Raw genomic sequence first — 16,384 nt, 5'->3', positions numbered from 1 at the left:
CGATTGCGGCCACTGCCATTACGGCCTGAATGAAGGACCAAATGGGCCATGGCATGGCGACGATCTTGCCTTCGAGGCCCATCCGGCCCTAGAGAGCAATAGGCAAGCGGCACCGGGTAAGCATGACCAAGAAACAAATTGCAATCATAGGCGGGGGTCCCGCAGGATTGATGGCGGCAGAGACCCTATCGCTGTTCGGCCATCGTATCGCTGTCTATGACAGCATGCCGACGGTGGCGCGCAAGTTTCTGCTAGCCGGAAAATCCGGCCTCAACATCACGCATTCGGAAGACTACAGCCTTTTTACCACCCGCTTCGGCGCTGCTTCGCCTCGATTGCGCGCAGCGCTTGACGACTTCCAGCCTAATGACATCAGAGCTTGGGCACAGGGTCTGGGAACGGAAACCTTCGTCGGTTCTTCCGGCCGCGTCTTCCCGAAAGTCATGAAGGCATCGCCGCTCCTGCGCGCCTGGCTTGCGAGGCTGGAAGCGCGAGATGTGAGCATCATGACGTGGCACCGCTGGTGCGGCTTCGAGGATGGCGGCCTGACATTCGAAACGCCGCAGGGGCGCGAGCTTGTCCGTCCCGACGCCATTCTCCTCGCGCTCGGTGGTGCAAGCTATGCCCGGCTCGGATCGGACGCGACATGGGTCGGCGGGCTCCGTGACAAGGGGGTCGACATCGCCGCGTTCCAGCCGGCCAATTGCGGTTTCGACGTCACCTGGAGCGCGATGTTCAGCGAACGCTTTGCCGGCGAACCTCTCAAGGCCGTGACGGCGACATCGGAGGCGGGGAGTTTTCCGGGCGAGTTCGTCATCTCAAAAACGGGGATCGAGGGCAGCCTGGTCTATGCGCATGCCGCCGCGCTGCGTGACCGCTTGACGAAGAAAGGCGAGGCTTCACTCATTGTCGATCTGGTGCCCGGACGCGATGAGGAGCGTTTGGCGCGCGATCTGGCACGGCAGGACCCCAAGGCCAGCTTCTCCAATCGGCTGCGCAAGGCCATCGGCATCGAGGGCGTCAAGGCGGGCCTTTTGCGCGAGCTCGCCGAGCCGGTCGTCCTTTCTCATCCGGAGGGTCTCGCAAGTCTGATCAAGGCGCTACCAATCCCACTGCTGAGAACAAGGCCGATCGCGGAGGCTATCTCGTCCGCCGGCGGCATCCGTTGGAATGAGCTCGACGAGGGATATATGTTGAGGAAGCTCCCAGGCACTTTCGTCGCCGGCGAGATGATCGACTGGGAGGCACCGACCGGCGGCTATCTCCTGACGGCCTGCCTTGCGACCGGGCGCGCGGCGGCGAAAGGCATGGATGCCTGGCTCAAGACCAATTGATTAAGCCTGAATGCCTGAGCTTCAGCCGATCCGGCCCTTCTCCATCAGCCAGGCGACCGCCTCCTGAACGGCCTGCAGCGAGGTGTAGCGAGGCCGGTAATCAAGCAGCCGTTCAGCCTTCGCGATCGAGCAATTCGGGCTTCTGGCAATGTGCTCCCAGGTCGCCTCCGCATCTTCCGCCGACTGGCCTTCGGCCCATTTCCCATAGGGCTGAAATTCCAGCTTCGGCTCATATCCGAACCAGCGCGACATGGCCTCTGCATAGCCCCTGAGCGTCAGTGCACCACCTGAAACCGCATGGAAAGCCTCTCCCGTCGAGGCTCGCCAGTTGGCGATGGCGCCCATGAACATCTGCGCTACGTCATCGGCATGAACGTGGTGGACTGTCTCCAGGCCGAAATTCGGCAAGACAAGGGTTTCGCCTCGCGCCAAAGTCGAGAAGGCGGATAGATTGAAATGCCCGGCGGGATTGAGGGGCGCCCAGCCCGGACCGACAATATGGCCGGGATGAATCAAGGTTGCGGGAAATCCTCTACGGCGCGCCTCCTCAAGCAGATGCACTTCGATCGCGGCTTTCTGGATACCATAGTCACCGAACGGCTGCTTCGGCGCTTCTTCCGGCGTCGGCACGACGGTCGAAAATCCATGCGTCCAGATCGTGCCCGTATGCAGGAAATGGCCGACATGATCGGTGAGCGCCTCTGTCAGATGCCTTGCGCTGTCGAGCGTAAAGCAGATCATGTCGATAACGATATCCGGCTTCAATGCGCGAATGGCTGGACCGAAACTGCCGTCCTTCTCCATCGCAGCGCGATCCATCGCCCGCATCTCCACATCATTCCACGCCTTGTTCGGCGAATACGGTTTGGCCTGGCCACGGCTGATCGCCGCGACTTCGTGACCTGCCTCGATCAGCCGCGGCACGAGATAGGTGCCGATATGGCCCGTTGCACCGATAATCACCGTGCGCGTCATGATGTCCTCCCAAGGATCAGGATCGAAATCGGCGGCTGCCGACATTCGAGAAGTGAGCTGCCCCGTGAGAATAGGAGAGCGGACGGCTTTGTCATCCCCTCTCATGGCTGAAAAGTCATTCATCGCCGTCTTCACTGCAGGAGGCGGTGACGAATGCATCCAGGCATCACTTTGCGGCAGACAGCAGTGTAATGCGCTGCGCATTGAGATTGGCGATCGCACTCGCAGACAACCCAGCACGTCATGCAATGGCAGCAGCATCTTGCGGACTGCATCGGTGACCGAATCGCCACTTTTTCCATCACCTATACAAGGGCACGCGAATTCATAGGCGTTGACGGGGCAAAAGCCGAAGATCGGCCTTTTGGAATCCTTGCGGCCAGGGCGCCAATGAACTGATTTATTCTCAATAGATACAACAGCTTAAATTGAATTCCCGCAACTGCAACTCTTTATGGCATCGGTATTGCATGCCTGGTTTTCCAGATCACGCCGCCAGGATTTACCCATGCCGAACAAGACATCATCACCATCGCTACGACAGCCGATACCGGAACTCGGATGACGGGATACCTTTCGAGAGCCAAGGCTCAGAACTACCGGAAACATCGCTGAAGCTCACTCATGACTCTTTCCAACAGACAGACCACTCGAACCAATTCGCCATCGTCCGGTGCCATGATCGCGACGCCGCATTGGCTGGCCAGCGAAGCTGGCGCGAAAGTGCTCAGGCGCGGCGGCAATGCGATCGAGGCGCTGGTTGCCGCCGGAGCTGCGCTATCGGTCACCTATCCCCATTTCTGCGGGCTCGGCGGCGACGCGGTCTGGCTGGTGGCGGACGAAACAGGCAATGCACAGACTTTCCTCGGCATCGGGCAGGCGGCTGCGGCCATCCCGCATGGAGATATAGCTTTGCGAGGCGCAGCCTCCACACTGACGACGGCCTGCCTCGTGGATAGCTGGGAGAAAGTGCTTGCCTATTCCGCCGACGAATGGGGCGGCACAGAGCGCTTGCCAGCTCTTCTCGACGACGCCATTGCGCTCGCGGACGGTGGCTTCGAAGTCAGTCGGTCGCAGGCCTTCTGGTACGAATTCCGGCGCAATGAACTGAGTGGCTGGCCCGGCTTCACCGGGCTCTTCCGATCTGGCGGCGCCCAGCACCAGCCCGCCTTGGCGCGGACGCTCGAGGCCATAGCTCGTCAGGGCACCCGCGAATTCTATGAGGGGGCTCTCGCTCGTCGAATTGTGAACGGGCTTGCAGAGGCAGGTTCTCCTCTTTCGGCCACGGATCTTGCCGCCACACGAACTGATGTTGCGGCTCCCCTCCAGCGGGCCTATCGCGACACGATACTTCTTGCTCCACCTCCGCCGACGCAGGGGATAACTACTCTCGGGATCATGGGCGTGGTCGACCATTTGCCGATGGCGGCTTTCCCGCCCGACAGCCCAGCCTATTATCATGCGCTCGTCGAAGCCGTGAAACAGGCTTTTCTCGACCGGCATGCAATTGCCGATCCTCGCTTCGCCGAGGACGCCTCGAAATACCTCCTCGATCCGGCACGCCTTGCCGCCAAGGCTGCGGCAATCGACCCGGAACGAGCCCTGCCCTGGCCACAAGATTATCGACACGGCGACACGGCGCTACTTGCGGCCGTGGACGCCAATGGACGATGCGCATCACTGCTGCAAAGCCTCTATTTCGACTGGGGCAGCGGCGTCGTGGTCGGCGACACCGGCCTCCTCTGGCAAAACAGGGGGGCAGCTTTCAGCATCGATCCAGCAAATCCCAATTGCGTCCAACCGGGGAAGCGGCCTTTCTACACGCTCAATCCGGGCCTTGCGCTGAAAGACGGACGCCCGCATCTCATCTATGGTACACAGGGCGCGGACGGTCAGCCACAGACGCTGTCGTTGCTGCTCAGCCTGCTTATCGACCATGGCCTTGATCCGGCTGTAGCGCTTGCACGCCCGCGGTTCTTGCTCGGTCGCACCTTCTCGGACAGCCGTAACAGCCTGAAGATCGAGGAAAATATCGGCATTGAAGTGGTTTCCGCGCTCGCAGCGATGGGGCATGAGATCTCGACCATCGACGCACTTAGCCCGCTTGGTGGCCAAGCCGGCGTGATCCGCATCGGCGAAGACGGAGTGATCTACGGTGCGCATGATCCCCGCAGCGACGGAGGCGCGATCCTGCTGTGAACACCGTGAACCCGCCGCTCGATCTCGTCATCCGAAATGTCCGCGTCGAGGAAGATGGCGATCTCGTCGACATCGCTGTGCGGGGCGACCGGATCACAGCTATTGGCCCCGGCATTCGGTGCGACGCGGTATCGGACGTCGACGGCCAGGGAAGCTTCGCCTTCGGTGGATTTGCCGATACGCATATCCACCTCGACAAGGCCTGCATTCTCGACCGCTGCACGATTTGCGAAGGCACACTTGCCGAGGCAGTAAGAGAAACGGCCAAAGCCAAGACAGGTTTTGACGATGACGATGTTTATGTCCGAGCCGCACGCGTCGTCGAGAAAGCGATTTCTCACGGCACGACGCGGATGCGGACCTTCGTCGAGATCGATCCTCGCGCCGGTTTCCGTTCCTTCGAGGCAATCAAGCGCATCCGAAGGGACTATGCTTTCGCGGTCGACATCGAAATCTGCGCCTTCGCTCAGGACGGGCTCACGAACGAGCCCCAAACACACGACATGCTCGTTACAGCACTTGCAGATGGTGCCGATCTGGTGGGCGGCTGTCCGTATACGGACCCATCCCCTGGCCAGCATATAGACATGATTTTTGCTTTGGCAAAAAAGCACAATGTTTCAGTCGACTTTCATCTCGACTTCAGTCTCGATCCCGATCGAGCCGATCTGCCCAAGGTGATCGACGCGACGCTGCGTCATGGCTGGCAGGGTCGCGTATCGATCGGCCATGTTACCAATCTGTCGGCCATGCCCAACGCCCGGATTCTTGCCATCGCCGATAGTCTCGCAGAGGCCGGGATCGCTCTATCCGTGCTTCCGGCAACCGATCTGTTCCTGATGGGCCGCGGGCATGATCGGCTGGTCCCGCGTGGTGTCGCACCAGCCCACGTGCTTGCAGCTCGCGGCGTTGTAACCTCTATTGCGACCAATAATATTCTAAACCCCTTCACGCCCTATGGCGACGCTTCATTAATCCGCATGGCCAATCTGTACGCCAATGTCGCCCAGCTCGCACGCGACGACGAGATGGCTCTGGTCTTCGACATGGTGGGCGAAATGGCAGCAAGCCAGCTCGACGGCAGCGCGCGTCTGCAAGCCGGCGGCGAGGCGACGATCGTGCTTCTCGACAGCCCCGGCCCCCGCGCTGCCGTGCGCGAGATCGCCCGGGTGGTAGCCGGCTGGAAAAGAGGGCGCAAGAGCTTCGACAATGGCCGCCCCATGCTCCACAAAGGCACCTGAAACGCCGCGTCATTTTATCGAACAATTGAACGGTCCATGCCTGGAGAAGCGAAGCTGAGATCGCCGTTGGACGCGCCTTTAAGGCCGAACGCTCAATCGTGCCGTTGCAGGAAGCCTGAGACCGTCTTCAGGCAAAGATCCTTCTCTTCGACATGCGGCATATGGCTCGAATTTTCGAAGAGCACCCATTCGCAGCCCGGGACGCGATCGAGATAGGGCTTGACGACCAGTGGCGTCGCCTCGTCGTATTTGCCTGAGATCAGCAGGGTCGGCGCTTCGATGAGGGGAAGCCTGTCTTCGATCGTCCAGTCCCTCATGGTGCCGATGACGTGAAACTCGGTCGGACCGTTCATGTTGCGGTAAACGGTATTGTCTTCGTCCATGGTGGCGAAGGTGCGGGCAACCTCTGCCGGCCAGGGCACGACGCGGCAGACATGGCGATCGTAGAAGACGCGGGAGGCGGCGATATAATCCGGATCGGTGATCGTTCCGGCCCGCTCATGCCTCAATAGCGTGTCCTGCACCTGCTGCGGCAGCTCCTCGCGAAGACGGTTCGCTTCGGCGACCCAGGTGTGCATGTTGGCCGGCGAATTGGCGATCACTAGCGCTTTCAATCCCTTCGGTCGACGCACCGCATGTTCGGCGCCCAGCATGCCGCCCCAGGACTGCCCGAGAAAGGCGTAGCGATCCTGAATGCCGAGATGCTTCAGCAGCGTATCCAGCTCATCAAGGAACAAAGCCGGCGTCCAGAAGTCCGGACCTTTCTCCGGCAGTCGCGTGGACTTGCCGTTGCCGAGCTGGTCGTAGTGGATGACAGCGCGACCATCGATCTCGGCAATGCCCTTGAAACTGTCGACATAATCATGGGTGCAGCCCGGCCCGCCATGGGCGACGACGAGCGGCAGCCTGCCGGAATCGAGTGAACCGGTGATGCGGTACCATGTCCGATATTCACGAAAGGGCAGAAAGGCTTCCTGCGTCGGGATTGCGGCCACGTGTCTCTCCATCTCCAGGCTTCGATGGACAAGACCATAACGCGGCCGAAACGGGTGCGGCAGCTATCACAAGTTATAGGATGGCTGTGCATCCAGCAGGCGATAATGCGTGGCGCGAACGACCGCCTGCGTGCGGTTCTTCGCGCCGAGTTTCTTTGCCGCGGCATTGAGGTGCATGACGACCGTCGGTACCGAGCGGTCGATGATGCGTGAGATCTCCTTGGCGGAATAACCTTCGGCGGAATAGCGCAGGCATTCCCGCTCCCGCTCCGTCAACCGGATCTTGCCGACACTGAGCGCTGCGGTATCGAAGAGCGAATAGGCCGTCTCGTGGAAGACATGGGCGAGCAAGTTGAAATCGGCGATATAGCGCAAAGCATCGCGCTCGAACGCCTTGTTGGCGCCGAAACGGATTCCTGTGACCGTCGCATAATCGCCGCGTGGCATGTGCACCGGTACGGTGACACCCGTCGACATGTCACGCTCGCTCAAGTAACGCGCAACAGGAACCGTATCCTCGCTCATGAAACGCTTAATCAGCGTATCGGCATTGGAATCATAATTCCAGAAGAACGGCGCCGAGGTGCGTAGCGCCACCTGCTGCACAGGATCGATGCGGAAATAGCCGCGATCAAACCAGTATTCGTACATGTCGTCGGAGATATTCCTGAGCTTCAGAAGCGACGGGATCATGATCTTGCCGTCGAGGTCGTAGGGCACAGGCGAATAATCGTAGATCAACGCCTCGAAACCGATTGCCTTCATGCTTTCGAAGATATGGTCGATGCGGCCGTCCAGCGTTTGATGCGCCGTGAACTGGCGCCTGATGGTTCCGATTTGATCGAACATGCAGCGGTTCCCGTCTGTGCCTGCGACCGCCCAACCTATCACTTCTTATAGCTGGTGCGGAGCCCGGTTTAAGGTAAAAATTTAGCCATGCTCAAATATTGAGCAAGCAGAATCTTTCGCCGGAGTTGTCAATGTGGCGTGAAATCGAGCCCGAGGCGCGGCACATCGTCGAAGTCGATGGCCACAAGGTGGTCGCCTACAGCTTCGGCAGCGGACCGGAGACGGTCTTCTGCCTGAACGGTGGCCCAGGCCTTCCCTGCGACTATCTGCGCGAGGCGCATTCCTGCCTGGTCGATAGGGGTTACAGGGTCGTTGCCTTCGACCAACTCGGCACCGGCGCCTCCGACCGTCCCACAGACAAGAGCCTCTGGACCATCGGTCGCTATGTCGAGGAGACGGAAACCGTCCGCAAGGCGCTTGGCCTCGGCAAGGTGCATATGCTCGGTCACTCCTGGGGCGGCTGGCTGGCGATCGACTATGCGCTGACTTATCCCGAGAACCTGCAGACGCTTATTCTCGAAGACACCGTTGCCGATATGCCGCATCTGATTTCCGAGCTGGAACGACTGCGCGCGGCGCTCGGGCCGGAAACGGTCGCGATGATGCAGAAGCATGAGGCACAGGGCACCTACGATCACCCAGAATATCTCGCCGCCGTCACCATCCTCAACTATCGCCATGTCTGCCGTCTGCCGGAATGGCCGGCACCTGTTCGCCGCTCGCTCGATGACTGGAACATGGGTCCCTACGAGACGATGCAGGGGCCGAACGAATTTCTCTACATCGGCAACCTCAAGGACTGGAACCGTATTTCGGACCTTCCGCGGCTTGCCATGCCGGTGCTGATCACGACGGGCGAACATGACGAGTTGACGCCGGCCTGCGCGCTCAGGATGAAGCTTGCTTTGAAGGATGCCGAGCTCAAGGTCTTCGCCAATGCCAGCCACATGCCTTTCTATGAAAACCCGCAGGATTACTATCCGGCACTCCTCGATTTCCTGTCACGGCATAGGGCAAGCTGATGCAAGGTAAGGCGATCCAATCCCACCGACGACAAGGGGGCGATCGCCGCCATGCATCGCTATAAATTCGTATTGACGCGACCGCTGCAGTTCCTGCCTGTTATCTTCGGCATCAGCGTTATCACCTTCGTGCTGGTCCGCCTCATTCCCGGCGATCCCGCACGCAATATCCTCGGCACGCGCGCTACACCGGCAGCACTTGCCAGCATTCGCGCGCAATATGGCCTCGATCAGCCGATGTGGCTGCAATATTTCTATTTCATCAAGAATCTCGGCAATGGCGAGATGGGCAAATCGATCCTCTACAAGATTGACGTTTTGCCGCTGATTTCGACCCGGATCGAGCCGACCATCGCGCTGGTCGTCACAAGCGTTATCCTCTCAATCGTGATTGCCGTGCCGATGTCGGCGATCGCGGCGCGCAATGTCGGCCGCGCGCCGGACCATATCGTGCGTGTCGTCTCGACCTTCGGCATCGGCTTCCCGCCCTTCTGGCTGGGGCTGATGCTGATCATCCTCTTCAGTGTCCAGCTAGGCGTCCTGCCGGTCTCGGGCTACGGCACGTCGATCGGCGAGAAGATTGCCCATCTCATTTTGCCGGCCCTGACGGTGGCGCTGTCGCTCTCAACCGTGCTGACCCGCAGCCTGCGGGCGGCCATGATCGAATCGCTTAAATCGGACGTGGCGACCGCGGCTCGTGCTCGCGGCATGCCAGAGGGTATCGTCTTCTGGCGGCATGTCGTGCCGAACTCTCTGGTGCCGACGATCAACCTGCTTGCAGTCAACATCGGCTGGCTGATCGGCGGCACGGTCGTCGTCGAAAGCGTCTTTGCCCTGCCCGGCATGGGTCAGTTGCTGGTGCGCGCCATCTTCTCGCGCGACTACATGGTCGTCCAGGGTGTTGCGATGGTGTTTGCCTGCGCCACGGTGCTCGTCAACTTCCTCGCCGACATAGTGACCGTCGCAGCCGATCCGAGGGTGAGACTATGAGCATCGATAATACGATTGCCGATCGCGGCATCGACTGGAGGAAGTTCATCGGCAAGCACCTGACGCTGACGCTTGGCGGCGGGATCCTGCTGTTCTTCCTCTTTCTCGCGATCTCCGCCCCTCTCGTCGCGCCCTATGATCCGATCTTCCAGAATGCCGATGTCCGCCTGCAGGCGCCGTCGCTGCCTCATCCTTTCGGCACCGATAATTTCGGGCGCGATATTCTGTCCCGCGTCATCTGGGGTGCGCGCATCGATCTGCAGATCGCCATCATCGGCGTACTCTTTCCCTTCGTGATCGGCACCACTGTCGGCACCGTCGCCGGCTTTTTCGGCGGTATTGTCGACGCGCTCTTCATGCGCATCGTCGATATCATCCTCGCCTTCCCTTTCCTGGTGCTGATGCTGTCGATCATCGCCATCCTCGGGCCGGGGTTGAGCAGCTTCTACATTGCCATGGCCCTGGTCGGCTGGGTATCCTATGCGCGTCTCATCCGCGCGCAGATGCTGATCCTGAAGGGCAGCGACTATGCTGTTGCCGCCGTCAGTCTCGGCTTCAGCCGGCCACGCATCATGTTCCGTCATCTCTTGCCGAACGCCATTGCGGGTTCGATCGTCTTTTCCATGTCGGATGCCGTGCTAGTGCTCCTGAGCGGCGCGGCCGTCAGCTATCTCGGCCTCGGCGTGCAGCCGCCGCTTGCCGAATGGGGCGTCATGGTCGCGGAAGGCCAGAGCTTCATCACCACGGCCTGGTGGATAACGCTTTTTCCCGGCCTTTCCATCGTCTGCCTCGCCTTCGGCTTCAGCATGCTGGGCGATGCGCTCGGCGAACTGCTCGGGGTGCATGAATGAGCGAGCCCGTCCTTTCCGTTCGCGACCTCGTAGTCAAAGCCCGTCTCGACGGCGGTGCACGCACGCTGATCGATGGCGTTTCGCTCGATCTCGGCAAGGGTGAGATTCTCGGCCTCGTCGGCGAGAGCGGTTCCGGCAAGAGCCTCTTGTGCCGCTCGCTGGTACGGCTGCTGCCATCGTCGCTGCTGAAGATCGAAAATGGCTCGATCCGGCTCGATGGCCGCGAGCTCACGGAAATCAGCGACGCCGAGATGCTCAAGGTTCGCGGCGGCGAGATCGGCATGATCTTTCAGAATCCGACAAGCCATCTCGATCCCGTCATGCGCATCGGCGACCAGATCGCGGAGGGCATCCGCTACCATCAGGGTCTCAAAGCGCGCGAGGCCCGCGCAGCCGCGACCGAGATCCTTGCCCAGGTCGGCTTTCCCGATCCCATCAGGCAGTATGACAGCTATCCGCACGAGTTTTCCGGCGGAATGCGGCAGCGTGCGATGATCGGCGTCGCGCTCTCCTGCAACCCGAAGATCCTGATTGCCGATGAGCCGACAACGGCCCTCGACGTCACCATCCAGGCGCAGATCCTGCGCCTCCTGATCGACATTCGCGACAAGCGCGGGCTTTCAATCATCCTCATCACCCATGATCTCGGCATTGTCGCCCAGACCTGCGACCGGATCGCCGTCATGCGCGGCGGCCGGCTGCTGGAACAAGGCCTCAAAAGGACGATCCTAGGCCAGCCTGAAAATCCCTATACGATCGAACTAATCAAGAGCCACCCCTCCTTGCCCGACGAAGCAGCAGTAACGCAGCCGGAGCCGGCCCGACCGGACATGGCAGCCAGGCCGCTGCTCGAAATCGACGACCTGCACGTCCGCTTCAAGGTCGGCGGCGGTCTCTTCAAGGGCAGCGGTGCGAAGACAATCAGCGCTGTCTCTGACGTCAGCCTCCAGGTCATGCCGGGTGAAACCATCGGCATCGTCGGCGAATCCGGGAGCGGCAAGAGCACGCTTGCCCGCGCCATTCTCGGCCTTACCCCGATCTCTTCCGGTCATGTCACTTTCGATGGTGTGGATCTCACCCAGCAGAAAAGCGCCGGCCTTGCCAGGTTGAGACGCGAAACCGCCATGGTTTTCCAGGACCCGTTCAACGCACTCAACCCGCGCCTGACGATCGGCCAGACGCTCGCCGAGGTCCTGAAAGTCCACGGCAAGGTCGCGAGGGCCGACATCCCCACACGCATAGCCGAGCTTCTCGATCTCGTCGGGCTGGAGCGTGAATTCGCCGACCGCAAGCCACGCAGCATGAGCGGCGGCCAATGCCAGCGCGCCGGCATTGCAAGGGCGCTGGCGATCGACCCGAAACTCATCATAGCCGACGAGTGCGTGGCCGCTCTCGATGTCACCATCCAGGCGCAGATCGTCGATCTATTCCGCGAATTGACGCGCAGGATGAGCCTGACATTGATCTTCATCGCCCACGATCTCGCCATCGTGCGCAATCTCTGTGAGCGGACCGTCGTGATGTATCGCGGCGAGATCGTCGAGGAAGGCCGCTCGCAGGAGATCTTTTCTCACCCGAAGCATCCCTATACCGCGGCGCTCATTGCAGCGATCCCCGATATCGATCCGGACAGGCCGCTGCATGGCGAACGCGATGCGACGCCGGCCGGGCAGACCCAATCAGCAAAACGCATGCGATAACAACGAAGGGAACGAATTCATGACCAACAGGTGGAAAACAATCGGGCTTGCCGCAATTCTTGTCGGCTTGACGCTAAGTGCCAGCTACGCCGAAGCTGCCGGCGTGCTGACCATCGGCCGCCGCGAGGATTCGACAACGTTCGACCCAATCAAGACGGCGCAGAATATCGACAACTGGGTGTTCTCCAACGTCTACGACGTGCTGGTGCGCGTCGACAAGACGGGCACGAAGCTGGAGCCGGGCCTCGCAGAAAGCTGGACGGCCTCGGATGACGGCCTCAGCTACATCTTCAAGATCCGCGACACGAAATTCTCGGACGGCTCACCGCTGACGGCTGATGACGCGGCCTTCAGCCTGCTGCGCATCCGGGACGACAAGGCATCGCTCTGGAGCGATTCCTACAAGGTGATCGACACCGCGATTGCGACCGATCCGCATACTCTAACGATCAAGCTCAAGCACGCCTCGGCGCCTTTCCTATCGACGCTCGCCTTGCCGAACGCATCGGTGATCTCGAAGGCCGGGATGGAATCGATGGGGCCGGACGCCTATGCCGAAAAGCCGATCGCCTCGGGAGCCTTCTCCGTTGAGGAATGGCGGCGCGGCGACCGCATCATCCTGAAGAAGAATCCGAATTTCTGGCAGGCGGATCGCGTCAAGCTCGATGGCGTCGAATGGATCTCGGTGCCCGACGACAATACCCGCATGCTCAACGTGCAGGCAGGGCAACTCGATGCGGCGATCTTCGTGCCCTTCTCGCGTGTCGAGGAGCTGAAGAAGGATCCGAATCTCAGCGTGCTGATCGATCCTTCCACGCGTGAGGATCATCTGCTGATCAATCACGCCCACGGCGATCTTGGCAAGAAGGAGGTCCGTCAGGCCCTGGACCTGGCAATCGACAAGAAGGCGATCGTCGACGCGGTCACCTTCCACCAGGGCACGGTCGCCAATTCCTACATTCCAAAGGGCGCTTTGTATTATTATGCGGATAATCTGCAGCGACCCTACGATCCGGAGAAGGCCAAGCAGATGCTTTCGGCAGCCGGCGTCTCCAATCTCACCTTAAAGTACCTCATTCGCGCTGGCGACGAGGTGGATGAGCAGACGGCCGTGCTGGTTCAGCAGCAGCTAGCCAAGGCCGGCATTACCGCCGACCTGCAAAAGGTAGACCCCAGCCAGGAATGGGACATGACCGTTGCCGGCGATTATGACATCTCGGTCAACTACTGGACCAACGACATTCTCGATCCGGACCAGAAGACGACATTCGTTCTCGGCCACGATTCCAACAACAACTACATGACCAACTACAAGAATGAAGCGGTAAAGGATCTCGTCGCCAAGGCGCGGCAGGAGCTGGACCCGAAGAAGCGCGAGCAGATGTATATCGACCTGCAGAAAATGGCGAAGGACGACGTGAATTGGGTCGATCTCTATTACAGCCCGTATATCAACGTCTCGCGCAAGAACATCGAGAATTTCCACCAGAATCCACTTGGCCGCTTCTTCCTTGAAGACACAGTCAAGAATTGACATCTCATCATCCGAGCCGAAGCTCCGCTGTCACAAAGACAGCGGAGTGTTGCTGTGCGAGACGACCCCTTTCGCAAACTCACGAAGCGGTTATTCTGCTATCCTGATGTGAAGCAAGGATCGTTGACGGATGCAGGCGCCGCAAGGTGAATTTCGAGAACACATGACGATACTGGGCAACCTTAACGTGGCCTCATTCGTCCCGTGGATCCAGCGTCATGCCAAAAAACTCGGACTTACGCAGACATTCTTCCATTCCGATGCGGATCGGATCGAGCTTGAGGTCACCGGGCCTGCGGAACTGATCGACATGCTGGAAATGGGCTGCTCGCTGGGTCCGATCGACGTCTGGGTCGAGGAGATCAAGCGCAGGGTCATGGACAGCGCCGAACCGTCATATCTTAGGAATTCCTGATCTACTGCCTTTTATTTAATCATTGTTGCCAATGCGAATTATTTATGCAAGCTTTTGAAGGCTGTGGGGATGCAGGGATCGGCGCCTGCCTATGACTGGTGGCGCTAAGCCATTGGTGAAATTAAGAGAGTTAAGGCTATGCCATTTGATGGGGTCGGATCCTGGGCACCAGTCGCCCTTTCCTCTGATCTGCCACCAGGAACCGTCATACCGGCCTGGACATCGGTTGGCCCGATTGCCCTGTGGCGCAGTCAGTCGGGCCGCGCAACCGCATCTTCCGATCGCTGTCCGCATCGCGGAATGAGATTGTCGCACGGCTTCGTCCGCGGCGAGGCGCTGTCCTGCATCTATCATGGCTGGAGCTATTCGCTGTCAGGCGGATGCATTCGCATTCCCGCGCATCCCGACCTGGTTCCTCCCGAAACCATCCGTGTCGCCGTCCAGCAGGTACAAGAGGCTGATGGCATCTTATGGGTAGCCGTCGGACAACCGGCAACGCAGCCCCCGCAGCTCGGCGAACTCATACCGTTGCGCTCGCTAACGGTGGAAACCGATGTTGCGGCGATCGAGGACACAGCCGGCGCGAAGATCGACAAGGACGGGCTGATCTGTCTGCCCGAATTTCCCTGGATCGGGCTGCTGCTGGCGCCTCAGGCGAAGCATACGCTCATTCTTCTCATGATCGAAAAGGATCGCAGCCCGGCAGACCGCCTTGCGGCATCCCGGATTGTCGAATCCCTCCGCCGCCGAGCGGAAGAGCGCCATAGGGAGATTGCAGAATGAAAGGCGGCGCGATGATCGACGAATGGTATCCGGTCGGCCTTTTCAGCCAGCTCAGCGAAAAGGGAAACAAGACCTGGCTGATGGGCGAGGCGATCGAGGTCGCGCGCGATCAGGATGGCAATGCACGGGTGGTGGCTGCCGAGGGAAAAGCCCTCCCTGTCCGCGTCCGATATGGCCATGTCTGGTCTTCGCTCGGAAAGCCCGACAAGGAACTTTTCGCCATTCCGGAGGCCGATCAGCCAGGTCGCCGTTTCGTCGACGTCGGCGTCGTCCGCGTACGCTGCTCGCCGCTTCGCGCCGTCGAGAACTTTCTCGACATCGCGCATTTTCCCTTCGTCCACACCGACATCCTCGGCGCGGAACCGCATACGGAGGTCGAAAACTACAAGGTCGAAATCCGCGAGGGCGTGGATGAAGTCTGGGCAACGCAGGTGAAGTTCTACCAACCGCAGGCTGCCAAGTCCGCGACCGGCGGCATTACGACCGAGTACATGTATCGCGTGCCGGCCCCGACCTGTTCGGTCCTCTACAAGACATGCCCTCCGCGACCCAGCGAATGGGATGTCATAACCCTGTTCGTCCAGCCTCTTGCCGAAGATGTATGCGACGTATGGCCGTGGATGGCGCTCTTCGACGACGAAACGCCGATGACGGACCTCATTCACTTTCAGCAGACGATCTTCCTGCAAGATCGTTCGATCCTTGAAAACCAGATCCCTTCACTTCTTCCGCTTGATCCTGGCATGGAAATCCCGACAAGGGCCGACCTCACCTCGATCGCTTACCGGCGATGGCTCAAGCGCCACAACTATACCTATGGCGCACAATTGGTCGCACAATGAAGCTCTACGACTATATTTTATCGCCAAGCTGCTACAAGGTGCGCTTGATGGCCGCCATCCTGGGCATCAAGCTTGAAATCCGGTCCGTCGACTTCCATCCCGGCGCGGAACATCGTGGGCCGGAGCTTATGGCGCTCAATCCGGCAGGCTCCATCCCGATCCTCGAGGATGGCGATCTCGTGCTGACCGAATCCTCGGCAATGCTTGCCTATCTTGCCGCCGATGGTGGGCCGGAGTGGCTGGGCCACGGCTCACCGCAGGAGACGGCGCGCGTGCAGCAATGGCTCTCCTTTTCGCATCGCCTGACGGCAAACCTTGGCGGCGCGCGGCTTCATGAAATGCTGCTGCGGCCAGGAGATATCAAGGCATTGCAGGCTCAGGGGATTGCGGCACTGCGCGAGCTCGAAGCAGGCCTCTTCGAACAAGCCGAGCGCGGCATGCGGTTCCTTGTAGGAAGCCGGGCGACCATCGCCGATATCGCCTGCTTCCCCTACGTGGCACTTGCGCCTGACGGCGGCATCTCGCTTGATCCGTACCCCTTGATCCGGCTCTGGATGCGCGCCATCCGCAGCCTGCCTGGTTTCATCGAAATGCCCGGCATTCACCGCCTGCACGAACTGAAACCCGATCCGCATCCGGCAGGGGAGACATGAT

Annotated in this window: 15 protein-coding genes; 12 read left to right on the top strand and 3 right to left on the bottom strand. The window is 60.1% G+C overall.

The annotated features are described in order from the left end of the window. Positions 1 to 122 precede the first annotated feature (122 nt). Positions 123 to 1,334, top strand: a complete 1,212-nt coding sequence (locus AC13Q5_RS16910) for a TIGR03862 family flavoprotein (protein WP_488502498.1) — start codon at positions 123 to 125, stop codon at positions 1,332 to 1,334. 21 nt (positions 1,335 to 1,355) lie between these two features. On the opposite strand, the gene AC13Q5_RS16905 is transcribed toward AC13Q5_RS16910, so the two are convergent. Next, a complete protein-coding gene (locus AC13Q5_RS16905) occupies positions 1,356 to 2,309 on the bottom strand; it encodes an NAD-dependent epimerase/dehydratase family protein (RefSeq protein WP_075854301.1) in 954 nt (317 codons plus the stop codon). Between the two features lie 624 nt (positions 2,310 to 2,933). On the opposite strand from AC13Q5_RS16905, the gene AC13Q5_RS16900 reads away from it, so the two are divergent. Together AC13Q5_RS16900 and AC13Q5_RS16895 are read left to right on the top strand one after the other, a co-directional pair. After that, entirely contained in the window at positions 2,934 to 4,508 is a 1,575-nt protein-coding gene (locus AC13Q5_RS16900; RefSeq protein ID WP_488502497.1) for a gamma-glutamyltransferase family protein, read from the top strand. Beyond that, positions 4,505 to 5,749, top strand: a complete 1,245-nt coding sequence (locus AC13Q5_RS16895) for an amidohydrolase family protein (protein ID WP_083961373.1) — start codon at positions 4,505 to 4,507, stop codon at positions 5,747 to 5,749. The genes AC13Q5_RS16900 and AC13Q5_RS16895 overlap by 4 nt, the downstream gene beginning before the upstream one ends. 92 nt (positions 5,750 to 5,841) lie before the next feature. Here AC13Q5_RS16895 and AC13Q5_RS16890 read toward each other — a convergent pair whose 3' ends face one another. Continuing rightward, positions 5,842 to 6,756 carry a proline iminopeptidase-family hydrolase gene (locus AC13Q5_RS16890; protein WP_075853903.1) on the bottom strand — a complete coding sequence of 305 codons (915 nt, stop codon included), beginning with the start codon at positions 6,754 to 6,756 and terminating at the stop codon, positions 5,842 to 5,844. A 54-nt stretch (positions 6,757 to 6,810) separates the two neighbouring features. Beyond that, a complete protein-coding gene (locus AC13Q5_RS16885) occupies positions 6,811 to 7,593 on the bottom strand; it encodes a LuxR family transcriptional regulator (RefSeq protein ID WP_075853902.1) in 783 nt (260 codons plus the stop codon). Positions 7,594 to 7,724: 131 nt separating this feature from the next. On the opposite strand from AC13Q5_RS16885, the gene AC13Q5_RS16880 reads away from it, so the two are divergent. The 9 genes from AC13Q5_RS16880 to AC13Q5_RS16840 all read left to right on the top strand — a co-directional run bounded on the left by AC13Q5_RS16880 (position 7,725) and on the right by AC13Q5_RS16840 (position 16,383). Next, positions 7,725 to 8,615: a proline iminopeptidase-family hydrolase gene (locus AC13Q5_RS16880; protein ID WP_075853901.1), complete on the top strand. Its 891-nt coding sequence runs from the start codon at positions 7,725 to 7,727 to the stop codon at positions 8,613 to 8,615. A 51-nt stretch (positions 8,616 to 8,666) separates the two neighbouring features. After that, entirely contained in the window at positions 8,667 to 9,605 is a 939-nt protein-coding gene (locus AC13Q5_RS16875) for an ABC transporter permease (RefSeq protein WP_075853900.1), read from the top strand. Further along, a complete protein-coding gene (locus tag AC13Q5_RS16870) occupies positions 9,602 to 10,456 on the top strand; it encodes an ABC transporter permease (protein WP_075853899.1) in 855 nt (284 codons plus the stop codon). The genes AC13Q5_RS16875 and AC13Q5_RS16870 overlap by 4 nt, the downstream gene beginning before the upstream one ends. Beyond that, positions 10,453 to 12,156, top strand: coding sequence for a dipeptide ABC transporter ATP-binding protein (locus tag AC13Q5_RS16865; RefSeq protein ID WP_488502496.1), 1,704 nt, complete (start codon positions 10,453 to 10,455; stop codon positions 12,154 to 12,156). Before AC13Q5_RS16870 ends, AC13Q5_RS16865 begins: the two co-directional genes overlap by 4 nt. A 19-nt stretch (positions 12,157 to 12,175) precedes the next feature. Next, on the top strand, positions 12,176 to 13,690 hold the full coding sequence (locus AC13Q5_RS16860) for an ABC transporter substrate-binding protein (protein ID WP_488502495.1): 1,515 nt from the start codon (positions 12,176 to 12,178) through the stop codon (positions 13,688 to 13,690). A 130-nt stretch (positions 13,691 to 13,820) separates the two neighbouring features. After that, positions 13,821 to 14,105, top strand: a complete 285-nt coding sequence (locus AC13Q5_RS16855) for an acylphosphatase (protein WP_488502494.1) — start codon at positions 13,821 to 13,823, stop codon at positions 14,103 to 14,105. Between the two features lie 138 nt (positions 14,106 to 14,243). Further along, a complete protein-coding gene (locus tag AC13Q5_RS16850; protein WP_488502493.1) occupies positions 14,244 to 14,888 on the top strand; it encodes a Rieske 2Fe-2S domain-containing protein in 645 nt (214 codons plus the stop codon). Continuing rightward, positions 14,885 to 15,730, top strand: coding sequence for an aromatic ring-hydroxylating dioxygenase subunit alpha (locus tag AC13Q5_RS16845; protein WP_488502492.1), 846 nt, complete (start codon positions 14,885 to 14,887; stop codon positions 15,728 to 15,730). The genes AC13Q5_RS16850 and AC13Q5_RS16845 overlap by 4 nt, the downstream gene beginning before the upstream one ends. Further along, on the top strand, positions 15,727 to 16,383 hold the full coding sequence (locus AC13Q5_RS16840) for a glutathione S-transferase family protein (RefSeq protein WP_488502491.1): 657 nt from the start codon (positions 15,727 to 15,729) through the stop codon (positions 16,381 to 16,383). The genes AC13Q5_RS16845 and AC13Q5_RS16840 overlap by 4 nt, the downstream gene beginning before the upstream one ends. Position 16,384: the final 1 nt, after the last annotated feature.

This window comes from Martinezella sp. CNPSo 3964, from assembly GCF_057784375.1.
Note: the sequence above shows the minus strand (reverse complement) of the source record. Positions and strands in the feature narration are given on the sequence as shown.

Excerpts from the sequence above, each read along its gene's own strand:
- AC13Q5_RS16870 (WP_075853899.1), top strand. The coding sequence starts at position 9,602 with ATGAGCATCGATAATACGATTGCCGATCGCGGCATCGACTGGAGGAAG.
- AC13Q5_RS16880 (WP_075853901.1), top strand. The coding sequence starts at position 7,725 with ATGTGGCGTGAAATCGAGCCCGAGGCGCGGCACATCGTCGAAGTCGAT.
- AC13Q5_RS16855 (WP_488502494.1), top strand. The coding sequence starts at position 13,821 with ATGCAGGCGCCGCAAGGTGAATTTCGAGAACACATGACGATACTGGGC.
- AC13Q5_RS16865 (WP_488502496.1), top strand. The coding sequence starts at position 10,453 with ATGAGCGAGCCCGTCCTTTCCGTTCGCGACCTCGTAGTCAAAGCCCGT.
- AC13Q5_RS16910 (WP_488502498.1), top strand. The coding sequence starts at position 123 with ATGACCAAGAAACAAATTGCAATCATAGGCGGGGGTCCCGCAGGATTG.
- AC13Q5_RS16900 (WP_488502497.1), top strand. The coding sequence starts at position 2,934 with ATGACTCTTTCCAACAGACAGACCACTCGAACCAATTCGCCATCGTCC.
- AC13Q5_RS16875 (WP_075853900.1), top strand. The coding sequence starts at position 8,667 with ATGCATCGCTATAAATTCGTATTGACGCGACCGCTGCAGTTCCTGCCT.
- AC13Q5_RS16905 (WP_075854301.1), bottom strand. The coding sequence starts at position 2,309 with ATGACGCGCACGGTGATTATCGGTGCAACGGGCCATATCGGCACCTAT.
- AC13Q5_RS16885 (WP_075853902.1), bottom strand. The coding sequence starts at position 7,593 with ATGTTCGATCAAATCGGAACCATCAGGCGCCAGTTCACGGCGCATCAA.
- AC13Q5_RS16850 (WP_488502493.1), top strand. The coding sequence starts at position 14,244 with ATGCCATTTGATGGGGTCGGATCCTGGGCACCAGTCGCCCTTTCCTCT.
- AC13Q5_RS16890 (WP_075853903.1), bottom strand. The coding sequence starts at position 6,756 with ATGGAGAGACACGTGGCCGCAATCCCGACGCAGGAAGCCTTTCTGCCC.
- AC13Q5_RS16860 (WP_488502495.1), top strand. The coding sequence starts at position 12,176 with ATGACCAACAGGTGGAAAACAATCGGGCTTGCCGCAATTCTTGTCGGC.
- AC13Q5_RS16840 (WP_488502491.1), top strand. The coding sequence starts at position 15,727 with ATGAAGCTCTACGACTATATTTTATCGCCAAGCTGCTACAAGGTGCGC.
- AC13Q5_RS16845 (WP_488502492.1), top strand. The coding sequence starts at position 14,885 with ATGAAAGGCGGCGCGATGATCGACGAATGGTATCCGGTCGGCCTTTTC.